Genomic DNA, 12910 nt, shown 5'->3' on the forward strand with positions numbered 1-12910 from the left:
AGGATTTTGGAGAAGGGGTGATATTGTGACATAAGGAGATATAAGGAGGAATACGGAGGAAACGGTCTGATCAATACAGTACCCTTCCTCTGAAATTCCGGTGAAGATATCCGAAATTTCCATGCTTTGCGGCTGCCAGATATTAGAGATGGAAGAAAAAGAGATTTTTGTATTTTTTTGAAAAAAAGGTATTGACATTTGACACAATTTAAGGTTATAATAGCAAAGCAGTCAAGCGATGGCAAAGACTGTAAAACAAAATGGGATCTTAGCTCAGCTGGGAGAGCATCTGCCTTACAAGCAGAGGGTCATAGGTTCGAGCCCTATAGGTCCCATTCTTATGCCAAAAGCAGAAGAATTACACATGGCGAGATAGCTCAGCTGGCTAGAGCATACGGTTCATACCCGTAGTGTCGAGGGTTCAAGTCCCCCTCTCGCTACTTGCTGTACAAGCAGCATACAATCAAATAAAAGTCATGGGATCTTAGCTCAGCTGGGAGAGCATCTGCCTTACAAGCAGAGGGTCATAGGTTCGAGCCCTATAGGTCCCATTCTTTTGCCAAAAAGCAGAAGGATTACAGACGGCGAGATAGCTCAGCTGGCTAGAGCATACGGTTCATACCCGTAGTGTCGAGGGTTCAAGTCCCCCTCTCGCTACTATAGAAAGAGGATTTTCAACTTATTTTATTGAGTTGAAAATCCTCTTTTGTGATATTTGGTTCTATTCTCAATTGTTTTCTCTACTTTTTAATATTCGCCACAGTGTACTGCGTCCGATGCCAAGACGCCGGGCAGTTTTTTCTTTGTTTCCCTTTTCCTCGTTTAATATTAATTTAATAATCTGGTAATTGATTTCATCCAGAGATTGTTTCAAATCTATGGACATAGCACGATCAGCGGGGGCAGCAGGAATATAAGGTTCTTCCCGGCGGAGCAGTTGTTTAACACTTTCTACAGAAATATAAGAGGTAGGTGTGATCACCACAAGCTCTTTAATGATTCTTTTAAGTTGATCTAAGTTATTTTTCCAGGGAAAATCCTTCATAATAGCCATAGCATCCCCATCAAATCCTATGATCTGTTTTCCAAGGGCAGCATTAAGCTTGTTGATATATAATGTAGAAATACTGGGTATATCCTCTTTGCGCTCCCGAAGCGGCGGAAGGTTTAAAATAAGGCATGAAAGATGGTTTGCCAAATAATTATAAACTGTTTCCGTTTCAGCATAAGCCTTTTCATTGGTTACCAGTGAAAATATCAGTCGGTTGTGCTTATGCAGGTCAGTCTGTTCCAGATAGGTAAACAATTTGGAAAGCTGGTTTTTATTTAGTGCTCCGGGATTTTTGATGTATATGGTGGTGTGTACGTGAGTCAGAGGAGAATTTTCACTGCCTATTAGCGAATTCCATTTGCGTTCATTCATAAGGGGGCAATCTATCGTATAGAGCGGATTGCTCTCATAGGGACCGTTTTCATATAAAAGATGTGCGGCTTTATCCTTTCCGGTTCCGGTTTCGCCCAATATCAGGACGGGCTGATTTGTTTTACTGTATTCTGTAATGGATTGCTTTACACTGCCTACATTATTTGCACTACTGTAGTAAGTGATAAAATCACTGGGTTGTCGGTCGGGTTTATTATAAATGGATATGCTGTTGTCTTCAGGTTCATATAGCGCTTTTTTCTTCTGTATACTGATCGTTGTGTAAGTATGTTCTTCATATAGCAGGTGTCTGTTGGAGAGAATGACGGTTTCATGATCGATTTGCCGTTCCACTGTCTGATCAGGGATTTGGAGAAAAGAATCCAAATAACAATGGACCAGGTTCATCAGATGGGAATCCATGTCACTTGCGGAGAGACTCGAGAACCAAAGCGTACCGGAGGCATCATAGATCAGGAAATCATTTTCACCTTCTGTGAGTATGGCCTGAAACAAATCTTTTTGTTTATGGACATACTGAGAAGAATTTACCAGCTTAACAGCTTCATTTAAGGCTGTATCAATGCTTTCTGTGCCGGAGGAGAGAAGGATTGAATTCAGCCCGAGTTTTTGGGCCACAGTTGAACCGATCATATCGCATAGAGTCAGAGTGCATCCGTGTTCCATAGCATTTCGCAGAGCCGGTTCAGCATCGGTCTCATTGGTAAAGGTGATGATATCAATGTTATACTGCAGCAGATCACACAATACGTGGGCACAGTTGGTAATGCTGGGAAAACCCGCGATGACAAACTTGCCGGAATAATTTTCCGCCATTTTTATAGCGCGAAGTATGTCGTATACGGAGATGGCAACCTCTACTACCGGAAGTTCTACTGCGGCGCGAATCATATCGGCTGTACCGCCTCGGGAAATAATGACATCATAATTATTGTGCGCCAGTTCCTGTGCAATCTTCCGTCCTATACTTAAATCACCAATCTGTACCGTTAAATCAATGTCTTTTCTTCTTTGAGCAGTAGCAGTTATAGATTCTGCCATGCCTTCATAAGGGGCAACTACTAATATCTTTGTTTTCTTCATATATATCCTCTTATTTTAATTAATGTTTTAAAATGAAACCATATACTTATTTTACATTAAAAAAGTATATGTGACAAGGAAAAAAATAAAAATGTTTCAAAAAGATACGATTTAATTATACTGGACTATTGATAACATATGAATAACGAAGTAATATATAAAAAAGAACATAAAAATAATTAATTGTGTTTCATAATAAAACGATGGAGAGGCATATGATGAACAAAAAACCAATAATTGGAATTACTATGGGAGATCCGGCTGGAAATGGACCGGAGCTTTCTGTAAAAGTTTTGGCAAGGCGTGAAATTTATGAACAGTGCTGTCCTCTTATTATCGGAGATGCAGCTTGCATCGAGGAGGCAATAAAGATTACCGGAAATGAGAATCAATTAAAAATTAATACGGTTGAAGATGTAAAAAATGCAAAATTTGAATATGGTACGGTAGATGTCTATGACATGAAAATCATAGATATAAAAAAGCGTATCTATGGTAAAGTGACTGCCGAATGTGGTGAGGCTGCGTTTCGTTATGTGGAGAAAGTTATTCAGCTGGCTATGGAGGGGGAAGTGGATGCAACTGTAACAAATGCGATAAATAAAGAAGCCATTAATCTGGCTGGTCATCATTATTCCGGTCATACGGAAATTTATGCTCACTACACAGATACAGATAAGTATACAATGATGCTGGCCCATGAGAATCTGCGGGTAGTGCATGTATCGACTCACGTATCTCTTCGTCAAGCCTGTGATAATGTGAAGAAAAATAGGGTTCTGGAGGTTATTCGCATTGCAGATGAAGGATGTAAAGCTTTGGGGATTAAAGAACCAAAGATTGGTGTGGCTGGGCTTAATCCCCATTGTGGGGAAAATGGTATGTTTGGTATGGAGGAGATTGAAGAGATCCAACCCGCAATTGATATTGCCGTAGCAGAGGGTATCAATATACCAGAATTAAGGCCAACTCCTCCTGATACAGTTTTCTCCAAAGCTCTGGGAGGCTGGTATGATATTGTAGTTGCCATGTATCATGACCAGGGGCACATTCCGCTGAAGGTTAAGGGATTTGTTTACAATAAAACTCTGAAGAAGTGGGATGCAGTGGCGGGTGTAAATATTACATTGGGACTGCCGATCATCCGTACTTCTGTAGATCATGGAACAGGATTTGGACATGCAGGTGATGGCAGTGCAAATGAACGGAGTTTGGCTAATGCCATAGAATATGCTGTCAGATTCGCCAATAACAGATAGGGTGAAACCATGGTAAAAATGCTGATAATTGCTGATGATTTTACGGGTGCTCTGGACACGGGAATACAGTTTGCCAAGAAAGGGATAATTACTCAGGTAATAATAGGCTCACGGACAGAGCAGATTAAGGTGTCGGAAACCGCACGTGTTCTGGTGGTGGATTTGGAGACTAGGCCAATGAAAGCAGAAGACGCTTACAGTGCAGTCTATCAGTTGACAAGATGGGCCATTCGTTTCAGTATTCCTATCATCTATAAAAAAACAGATTCAGCGCTCAGAGGGAATGTTGGTGCAGAGCTAAGTGCAGTTGTAGATGCATCAGAAGAAAATCTGTATTTCATTCCTGCTTTTCCTGATATTGGGAGGGTAACCTTAAACGGCATACATTATATTGGTGATGTCCCTTTGGAAAGGAGCGCGTTTAAAGAAGATCCTTTTGAACCCGTGCATTTTTCTTATCTTCCGGCTATTTTGGGGGATTTTGCTAAAAATAAGGTGAAATGTATTGAGCGCATGGAGAGTAAGGAGGCCTATATAAAGGAAAAGAAAAAAATAATAATCTTTGATGCAGGGTCAAATAAAGACATAGAAGTGCGTATACAGGAACTGAAGGAGGAGAGAAAACTCAGTTACCTGGCCGGTTGTGCCGGATTTGCAGCTTTTTTGCCTGCGGCGCTGGGACTTGAGGGAACTGTTTATCGTAAATATGAAAAAAAGAAAGGGCTGTATGTGGCCTGTGGAAGTTTAAATCCCATTACGAAAACTCAGGTTATATATGCGGAGCAAAGTGGTTTTTTAAGAATCAGTCTGACACCACGTCAGAAATTGGATATTGGATATTATGAAACAGAGGAGGGAAAAGAATTTCTGGAAAAAGTATATCAACAATGCATTTTTAATCCTCGGGTCATTGTTGATACTTTTGACAGAAGAAAGGAGGAGACCAGAAAATATGCACAGACGATGGGTATTGATACGGAAGAAATCAGATTCTCTATAACAAAATGCCATAGCATAATAGTTCGCTATCTTATCGAGAAGGGAGTAGATTACACGATATTTATGACCGGAGGGGATACACTCATGGGACTTATGAAGACTGTGGAAAATCCTGAATTTATACCTGTTTGTGAACTTAGTCAGGGGGTGGTGCTGTCAAGACTTAAATGGAAAGATAAAAATCTGCAGATTGTATCAAAATCAGGAGGATTTGGCGCAGAAAATGTATTAACTGAAATTGCGGATAAATTAGTGGAAGGCAAGGGGGAAAATTATGAGGGCAGCGTACATAACAGGCGTAAAGCAAACGGAAATACGTGAAATAGACAAACCTGTACCAAAAAAAGGAGAAGTGCTTATAAAAATTGAATCAGTAGGAATATGTGGTTCGGATCTGCATCTTTTTCTGGGAGTCCATGCGTTTCGGAAGCCGCCCGTTATTCTGGGGCATGAAATGTCAGGTACGGTCTGTGAGCTGGGAGAAGGTGTAACAAAATTCCTGATAGGTGACAGGGTGACTGTAAATCCATCCGTCAGTTGTGGTAAATGTTTGACATGCAAACGTGGATTGGAAAATATTTGTGAGCAGAGAAAAGCGCCTGGAACAGATGACTGGATTGGATGTTTTGTGGAATATTTTCCTGCGCCTGAGGAAACTGTTTACAAAATTCATGATGATGTGGAGTTCTCCAGGGCAGCACTGACAGAACCGCTGTCTGTAGCCACACACATTCTTGGACGGGCGAGTGTACAAGATATAAAGACAATGGCGATTATCGGCTGCGGAACGATTGGTTTGATGACCTTGTATCTTGCAAAAAAGAGGGGGGTTGGGAAGATAGTATGCAGTGACCCAGCCGCTTACAATCGGGATCAGGCATTGCGATTTGGTGCTGATCTTGCAGTAAATCCATTTACGGAAGATCCTGTAAAGGCAGCTATGCAGATTACAGACGGAGAAGGTGTTGATCTTTGTATTGTGGCTGCCGGAGCATCCATGATTTTAGACCAGGCTTCACAGATGACCAGAAAAGGAGGAGAAATCGGTCTGGTCGCTATGATTACAAAACCAATAAATTTTTATTGCTATTCAATTGTATTTCGAGAGCAGCGTATTTTTGGAAGTCAGATTTACCAGACCGGCGATTTTGAAGATGCTTTAGAGGTAGTTCAGACGGATGAGAGGCTGTCCTCCTTTGTTACACAGCGTATGTCTATGGATGATGTACAAAAGGCAATGGAAATGCTTGCTGAAAAGAAAGAAAATATCATTAAAATTATTCTCGAGTGGAAGAATAGGAAGGGAGAAGGCAAAGAATGAAGGATGTCATGTGCGGTGTGGTAAAGGATAGGCCGGAAGCAGGAGCTGTCTGGCATGAAGATTTATCTGTTCCTAAAGTTGGACCCAGGGATGTACTGGTGCGGGTGCGCGCTGCGGCTATTTGCGGGACCGATCAGCATATTTTTTCCTGGACGCCCTATGCGCAGTCTCGTTTAAAACTGCCTATGGTATTTGGACATGAATTTGCAGGAGATATCGTGGAAACAGGCTCACAGGTTACTGAATTTCATCCTGGACAAAGGGTGGCAGGTGAAACACACATACCATGTAATGAATGCTATATGTGCAGATCAAACCGGAGGCACAATTGCATGAATATGAAAATTATCGGTGTACATGCAGCAGGGTGTTTTGCGGAATATATTTCCTTTCCGGCTGACTGTGTTTATGTGCTGCATGATGAACTGAGCTATGAGCATGGGTGTATGTTGGAACCAATGGGTGTAGCGGTCCATGGTGTATCAAGAGCAGAGGTAACAGGACAGACCGTACTCATCTATGGAGCTGGCCCGATTGGATTAATGGCAGTTGGTGCGGCAAAGGTAAGAAAGGCAAAGAAGATATTCTGTGCAGATTTATTCGATTCAAAATTAAAAGTAGCTAAAGCGGTTGGGGCGGATGTTATAGTTAATACGAAAGATGAAGAACTTCAGGATATCATTTATCAGGAGACAGAAGGTATGGGGGTGGATGTAGTGATTGATTATACTGGAAACAATCAGGCCCTAAAATCAGGTTTTGCCTGTTTGAGAAAAAATGGCACTTTTGTGGTGGTGGGCCTTCCCTCAAAGGATATTACGCTGGATTGGACAAATGATATTATATACAAAGAGGCATCGGTATATGGAGTGACAGGACGTCTGATGTATGAAACCTGGGATGAATGTATTGAAATCCTCAATTCTCCGGAGTATAAATTGGATAAAATGATTGGTGGTATTTATCCGCTGAAGAATTATGAAAAAGCTTTTAAAGATATTGAAATGGGAATACCCGGAAAGCTTATATTGATACCATGACAGCAGCAGAATTATATTGGGAGGCAATATGAATAAAAAAGAAAGATTTTTAACAGCTATAAAAGGCGGAACCCCGGATAAAGTGCCGTATGCGCTTATTTCTCTATATCAAAACGTACAAGAAGCAATCATTGGTCATGAAATCACACTTCCTGTATACAATGGATTGAATAATGCGGGATGGCTTGGTTCTCCAACAGAGGAGGCAAAGGTGGAACCTGTGTTTTGTTGTATACCGGAAACAGCGGAAAAGTTAAATCTGGATGCTATGACGATCCAGGTAATACCGCCCATGTTTGTAAAAAAGGAAATCAGAGGTAATGATGCCTGTGTGGCTGGTGGAATTGTTGACAGTGGGAATGTGCTGAGACAATGCGAAGAGGCCATGCCGGATCCGGATGATTCAAAATTGTTAGAAGAGATTAAGAATATGGTAGATATGTGCAGAGACTATGAATTTGCCGTCGGTGCTAAAATTCGTCTTGGAGCGTCTCCAACATTGCTGAGTCTTGGAATGGATAACATCGCTATGATGATTGCAGAGGAGGATGACACCTTTGAGAGATGCATTCAGATGTATACCAACTGGACACATCGGTTCAATAAAAATCTTATGGAGTTGGGGTTTGATTATTTTTGGACTGCAGATGACATCGCGTATACAAAATCTATGCTTATTTCGCCTGTGATGTTTCGTGAGTATTTTAAAGATAGAATGAAGTATGCTATGGAACCAATTAAAAAGCCTTTTATTTATCACAGTGATGGGAATTATTCTCTGGTCCTTGATGATCTTATTGAGATAGGTGTGGATGCAATCCATCCAATAGAACGCGGATCTATAGATCAGGATTGGCTGCTAAAAAACTATAAAGGAAAACTGGCCATGGTAGGAAATATTGATATCAACCATATTTTGTTTGATGCATCTGTGCAAGAGGTATACGAAGACGTACGGACGAGAATTGAGACTTTTGGACCCGGAGGTGGTTATGTCCTTGCGGATTCCAACAGTGTTCCCGGATGGTGCTCACCCCGAAATGTAATTGCTATGAGCGAAGCAGTGGAAAAATATAGATATATTTATTAAATACAGGAGGAAAAAAATGAAGAGGATAAAATTAACAGTGGCTGTTTGTATGATTTTAACTTTGATATTGTCCCTGACCGCCTGCGGCACAGGAAATGATTCCACAGCGCAGACAGAAAAATCTCCCTCCGATTCAAAGCAGGAAGAGAAAACAGAGCAGACAGAGGAAAGCGGAACATATGTATTAAAATTGGCTACATCTATGAGCAAAGAAGAAGCCATTGGCCAGCAGATGGAGATTCTGGCTGATAAGATAAATGAATATACGGGAGGGCAGGTGACTGTAGAAAGATATTATAATGGCGAACTTGGGACAAGTAATGATGTGAACGAGATGGTACAGCAGGGGGCTAATATTTTTAGCTTTGAAACTATGGATTTTTATGCGTCCTATGCATATGATTTGGGTATTCTGGACGGACCGTTTTTCTTTTATGAGCCTGAAGAAATGAGAACTCTGGAAAAGTCTGACTGGTGGAAGGAACAGATGGATACTTTAGGTGGATCTAATCTTTACTGCCTGGGTACTATTTATTTCGGCAGCAGAAATGTGATCCATAAAGTAGGACCAGATGCTGATTCTCCTAGTGATTTTAAAGGTGTGTGTATGCGTACAGCCAATACGCCTATGCGGTATGCCATGTGTGAGGCTATTACCGGTAATGTGACAACAGTAGCATGGTCAGAAATTTATTCTGCATTAAATACAGGTGTGGCAGATATGTGTGAAGCGCCACTGGGTTCTATAGTGGGAACTAAGATTTATGAAGTCTGTCCTTATATTACAATGGATGAACATATCCATGCATTTATAGGTGTATCCGCGTCAAAAACATGGTTTGATACACTGCCTGAGGATACTCAGAGTAACATCCAAAAGGCAGTTGATGAAGTATGTGCTGATTCCATTGAATTCGTAAAAGCAGATGATATCAAACAGCGTGAGTTTTTGGAATCTGAGGGAGTGACCTTTGTGGAGGTACAGGATAAAGATGAATGGGCAGAAGCGACTAAATCAGCCTATAGTAAAATGGATTTTACAGAAGGAACTTATGAAAAATGCATGGAGATACTTGGACATTGACAAAAATTGATCAAAATCTTACTAACTGCAGCCGATACATGGCATGGTCATCTCATGAATCGGCTGCTGAAAAAGGAGGTTTCTTATGGATAAGATAGATAAATGGATCACGCGTGCTTGTAGCGTATTCGGTTGTCTGTCACTGGTAAGTATGATTTGTCTGATAGCTGTGAATGTTATCTTACGCTTTGCACTGAGCAGCTCTATAAAATGGGCAGAGGAATACTCCTATATTTTTTTCTGTTACGCAGTTTTTTTAGGGACAGTTCTTATTTATCAAAGTAAGGAAATCATATCTATCAATGCATTTGTACTCATGTTGCCCAGAAATATTCAAAATATGGTCTTTTATCTGAAAAGATTTTTTCTTGTGATCATAAATGGGGTTTTGCTCTATTTGACAATTGAGTTTACCAGACAGGGGAGCGCAAAATTTACAACTTTAATGCGTATACAGTACACATATATCGATGCTTCTATGGCAATTATGTTTTTTTGCATGACATTGATAGCGATTAAAGATTTTATTTATGCAGTTAAGAAAAAGGAACTTGCAGAAACAGAGAGAAAGACTGAATAGGAGGACATTGTATGAACCTTTGGCCTTTATTACTGCTTGTGGTATTAATATTATTAGATTTTCCCGTATCGTATTCTTTGATGCTGTCTTCTCTTTTCTATTTCGGATTTTTTAATACAGGTATGTCTGTGGTAATGCTGTTTCAGAGAATGATCGCCCAGTGTGAATCATTTACGCTGCTTGCAGTCCCTTTTTTTGTTACTGCTGGCGTTATGATGGAATATTCGGGGGTTGCCACCCATATGTTAAACTTTGCCGATTTATTTACCGGACGTATGCGGGGCGGGCTTGCTCAAGTGAATGTTCTGCTCAGTACATTGATGGGTGGATGCTCTGGATCTGCAAATGCTGATGCTGCGATGGAAGCAAAGATGCTTGTTCCGGAAATGACAAAAAGAGGATATGACCCTGCCTTTTCGGCTGGCGTAACAGCTACATCGGCTTGTATTACCCCAATTATCCCACCGGGTATTACATTGATTCTCTATGCAACGCTGGCAAGTGTATCAGTCTCTGATATGTTTTTAGCAGGATATTTTCCAGGAGCTATGATGTGTATTATTTTAATGGCAGCGGTATCGATCATCTCAAAGAAAAAAGGGTATGCGCCAACACGTGATACATGGCCTTCCTTAAAGGAAATCGCTGCCACCACAGCAAAGTCAATTTGGGCATTATTTATTCCTCTGGGCCTTTTAATGGGATTACGAATTGGAATGTTTACTCCCACAGAGGGTGGGGCAATGGTATTTATCTATTGTGTACTTGTGGGATTCCTTGTGTACAGAAAATTAAAAGTGCGGATATTGCCCAGAATATTTATGGAGTCTTTGAAAACTACAGCAAACATTATGTTCATTATAGCAGGTGCAGCTGCGTTTAGCTACTATCTGAGCTGGGAACGTATTCCACAATTGGTATCTGCCGGCATTTTGGGACTAACAACCAATAAGTATGTATTTCTTTTGATCATAAATATTTTTCTGCTGATTTGTGGAATGTTTCTTGAAGGTACGGCATCTACCATTATTCTTGTGCCGCTTTTGATTCCTGTTGTACAGGCTCTGGGTATCAATCCGGTTCACTTTGGTATCCTGTTTGCTATTAATATCCAGATTGGAGGTACAACACCGCCGTTTGGAACCTTCATGTTTACTACATGTGCGGCCACAGGGGTATCGATACAAGAGTATACAAAAAAGACATGGCCGCTTATATTGGCGCTTATTTTGTGTCTGCTCTTGATAACTTACTTGCCGGGTATTTCTTTATTTTTGCCTAATCTATAATCAAGGAAATACGGGCGATGGATACACAAAAAGGGAGACTGACGTACGGCAGAATATTTTTCTGCTGGAGCACAGTCTCCCTTTATCATTCGTAAGCTTGAAGTATGAAATAGATTCACTAAGCAGGCGGTTCCCTTTTTTCCTGATACATTTGCGGTGTAAACATTAGTTTTACTGCGCTTATCATAACAAACAGCAGGAAGATCGCCGCCGGAAGGCCGCCAATGTTGGATATCATTTTCAGTCCGTCAACCCCGCTTCCAACATTCATCATAATGAGAGTGATCAAGGAAATCTCCCCTGCCCAGAGAATTTTGATCCAGTGGGGAGACTCAGCTCCTTCACTTTCCAAACCGTGGGTAGACAAGTCGGAGATAGCGATAACCGTTGAGTCTGCCGCTGTTACAAAGGAGAGGAATACTGCTATGAGGAAGATAAAAACAAGTAAGCCGGTGAACGGCATGTTTTCAAAAAGCTGATAAATGGTGTTTTCGATTCCAGACTGAAACGCTTCGACCATTCCGCCATTTTGTTGGTCCAGGGTAAAATGAATAGTGGAGCCGGACATGATGGTGAACCACAGGATACTGAATACAGAAGTGGAAAACAGATTCATGGCTACTAAATCCTTGATCCTTCGTCCATATGCAATTTTTCCCAGAAAGATTGCAGTGATGGGAGCCCAGGACATCCAACTGGCAAAGTAAAAAACAGGCCACTGAGCCGTCCAGGAATCTGTGGCGAAAGCTCCTGTATAGAGTGATTTTGTGAAAAAATTATTGAGATAATCCCCCAGACATTCCACACCAAAATTGCATATAAAATGCGTTCCTCCAAATACCAGCACAAAACCGATAATGATGAAATAAATATAAACGTTGATATTTGATAATCGCCGCACGCCCCGCATGATTCCGGAGAGCGCGGAGATCAGAAAGGTAATGATGACCACAAGCATGATAACAGACCACAGAAACGGGGTAGAGTCAATTCCGAACAGTTTATGAAGGCCGCCGCTGAGATTGAGAACGCCTACGCCAAGTGAACCGGTAAGTCCGGCCACAAGAGTGAACAGGCAGATACTGTCTATCACTGCGTTCATGTATTTGTGTTCCCGCCCTCCAAGCAGAACGGAAATCATGGTTGTCAGTGAAAAGGATTTCTTTTTATTGTAATATCCAAAGGCGAACATGACAGCCGGAAGTGTATAAATGGCATATGGCAGCACAGTCCAGTGGGTGTAGATGGCTGACATGGCAAATTTTGCGGCATCCGGCGACATAGCTTCGATGTGGAGGCTGTCAGGAGGATGCAGCAGATGTTGAACCGGTTCAGCGGCTGACCAGAAGATAATGCCGCAGGCAATGGTGGTACAGATATTAATACTGAACCAGGACAGAAGGCTCATTTTAGGCTTGGCCTCCGGTCCTCCGATCCTTACTTTTCCGAATCCGGAAAAGTATATGGCAATACATACAAAAAATATGAGGACAGGAAGTAAGATGATCAGCCAGCCGAATTCATTGACAATGAAAGAATTGGCAGTATTGACAATCCTGGTAAACAGATTACTGTCCGCAAGATTTATTATAATACACACCAAAAACAGAAAAAATGGTGGTAAAAAAACTTCTGGTTTTATTTTTTTCATGCAGTACCCCTCCCCTGAGAGTTGTTTCTTATCTTTCTGTTCTTCTGAAAACAAAAGTGAAATAGGACTG

The 12910-nt window shown here is 41.2% G+C and carries 10 protein-coding genes and 4 tRNA genes; 12 read left to right on the forward strand and 2 right to left on the reverse strand.

Annotated features, from left to right (window positions below):
* The first annotated feature begins 262 nt into the window (after nt 1-262).
* The 4 genes from BLCOC_RS08355 (at nt 263) to BLCOC_RS08370 (ending at nt 657) form a co-directional block, all read left to right on the forward strand.
* Nucleotides 263-335: transfer RNA gene (locus BLCOC_RS08355), tRNA-Val, on the forward strand.
* A gap of 31 nt (nt 336-366) precedes the next feature.
* A tRNA-Met gene (locus tag BLCOC_RS08360) sits at nt 367-440 on the forward strand.
* Between the two features lie 38 nt (nt 441-478).
* A tRNA-Val gene (locus BLCOC_RS08365) sits at nt 479-551 on the forward strand.
* Between the two features lie 32 nt (nt 552-583).
* Nucleotides 584-657: transfer RNA gene (locus BLCOC_RS08370), tRNA-Met, on the forward strand.
* 70 nt (nt 658-727) lie between these two features.
* Here the strand turns inward: BLCOC_RS08370 and BLCOC_RS08375 are convergent.
* On the reverse strand, nt 728-2527 hold the full coding sequence (locus BLCOC_RS08375) for a sigma-54-dependent Fis family transcriptional regulator (RefSeq protein ID WP_115624995.1): 1800 nt from the start codon (nt 2525-2527) through the stop codon (nt 728-730).
* Nucleotides 2528-2745: 218 nt separating this feature from the next.
* On the opposite strand from BLCOC_RS08375, the gene pdxA reads away from it, so the two are divergent.
* The 8 genes from pdxA to BLCOC_RS08415 all read left to right on the forward strand — a co-directional run bounded on the left by pdxA (nt 2746) and on the right by BLCOC_RS08415 (nt 11189).
* Nucleotides 2746-3786 carry a 4-hydroxythreonine-4-phosphate dehydrogenase PdxA gene (gene pdxA, locus BLCOC_RS08380; RefSeq protein ID WP_115624996.1) on the forward strand — a complete coding sequence of 347 codons (1041 nt, stop codon included), beginning with the start codon at nt 2746-2748 and terminating at the stop codon, nt 3784-3786.
* Nucleotides 3787-3795: 9 nt separating this feature from the next.
* A complete protein-coding gene (locus tag BLCOC_RS08385; protein WP_115624997.1) occupies nt 3796-5106 on the forward strand; it encodes a four-carbon acid sugar kinase family protein in 1311 nt (436 codons plus the stop codon).
* Nucleotides 5060-6106: a zinc-dependent alcohol dehydrogenase gene (locus BLCOC_RS08390; protein ID WP_115624998.1), complete on the forward strand. Its 1047-nt coding sequence runs from the start codon at nt 5060-5062 to the stop codon at nt 6104-6106. Before BLCOC_RS08385 ends, BLCOC_RS08390 begins: the two co-directional genes overlap by 47 nt.
* A complete protein-coding gene (locus BLCOC_RS08395; RefSeq protein WP_115624999.1) occupies nt 6103-7146 on the forward strand; it encodes a zinc-binding dehydrogenase in 1044 nt (347 codons plus the stop codon). The genes BLCOC_RS08390 and BLCOC_RS08395 overlap by 4 nt, the downstream gene beginning before the upstream one ends.
* A gap of 28 nt (nt 7147-7174) precedes the next feature.
* The gene (locus BLCOC_RS08400) at nt 7175-8236 is read left to right on the forward strand and encodes a uroporphyrinogen decarboxylase family protein (RefSeq protein WP_115625000.1); all 1062 of its coding nucleotides are present in this window, start codon (nt 7175-7177) and stop codon (nt 8234-8236) included.
* Between the two features lie 16 nt (nt 8237-8252).
* The gene (locus tag BLCOC_RS08405) at nt 8253-9320 is read left to right on the forward strand and encodes a TRAP transporter substrate-binding protein (RefSeq protein ID WP_115625001.1); all 1068 of its coding nucleotides are present in this window, start codon (nt 8253-8255) and stop codon (nt 9318-9320) included.
* 85 nt (nt 9321-9405) lie between these two features.
* Nucleotides 9406-9900, forward strand: coding sequence for a TRAP transporter small permease (locus tag BLCOC_RS08410; protein WP_115625002.1), 495 nt, complete (start codon nt 9406-9408; stop codon nt 9898-9900).
* Nucleotides 9901-9911: 11 nt separating this feature from the next.
* Complete coding sequence (locus BLCOC_RS08415; protein ID WP_115625003.1) at nt 9912-11189, forward strand: TRAP transporter large permease; 1278 nt, start codon at nt 9912-9914, stop codon at nt 11187-11189.
* A gap of 118 nt (nt 11190-11307) precedes the next feature.
* Here BLCOC_RS08415 and BLCOC_RS08420 read toward each other — a convergent pair whose 3' ends face one another.
* Nucleotides 11308-12840 (reverse strand): BCCT family transporter, encoded by a 1533-nt coding sequence (locus BLCOC_RS08420; protein WP_130180991.1) that lies wholly within the window; start codon nt 12838-12840, stop codon nt 11308-11310.
* Nucleotides 12841-12910: the final 70 nt, after the last annotated feature.

It is taken from the genome of Blautia coccoides (assembly GCF_034355335.1).
GTDB lineage: Bacteria > Bacillota > Clostridia > Lachnospirales > Lachnospiraceae > Blautia > Blautia producta.

Bases quoted from the DNA above. Each gene is read 5' to 3' on its own strand.
- BLCOC_RS08375 (WP_115624995.1), bottom strand. From the start codon at position 2,527: ATGAAGAAAACAAAGATATTAGTAGTTGCCCCTTATGAAGGCATGGCA.
- pdxA (WP_115624996.1), top strand. From the start codon at position 2,746: ATGAACAAAAAACCAATAATTGGAATTACTATGGGAGATCCGGCTGGA.
- BLCOC_RS08385 (WP_115624997.1), top strand. From the start codon at position 3,796: ATGGTAAAAATGCTGATAATTGCTGATGATTTTACGGGTGCTCTGGAC.
- BLCOC_RS08390 (WP_115624998.1), top strand. From the start codon at position 5,060: ATGAGGGCAGCGTACATAACAGGCGTAAAGCAAACGGAAATACGTGAA.
- BLCOC_RS08395 (WP_115624999.1), top strand. From the start codon at position 6,103: ATGAAGGATGTCATGTGCGGTGTGGTAAAGGATAGGCCGGAAGCAGGA.
- BLCOC_RS08400 (WP_115625000.1), top strand. From the start codon at position 7,175: ATGAATAAAAAAGAAAGATTTTTAACAGCTATAAAAGGCGGAACCCCG.
- BLCOC_RS08405 (WP_115625001.1), top strand. From the start codon at position 8,253: ATGAAGAGGATAAAATTAACAGTGGCTGTTTGTATGATTTTAACTTTG.
- BLCOC_RS08410 (WP_115625002.1), top strand. From the start codon at position 9,406: ATGGATAAGATAGATAAATGGATCACGCGTGCTTGTAGCGTATTCGGT.
- BLCOC_RS08415 (WP_115625003.1), top strand. From the start codon at position 9,912: ATGAACCTTTGGCCTTTATTACTGCTTGTGGTATTAATATTATTAGAT.
- BLCOC_RS08420 (WP_130180991.1), bottom strand. From the start codon at position 12,840: ATGAAAAAAATAAAACCAGAAGTTTTTTTACCACCATTTTTTCTGTTT.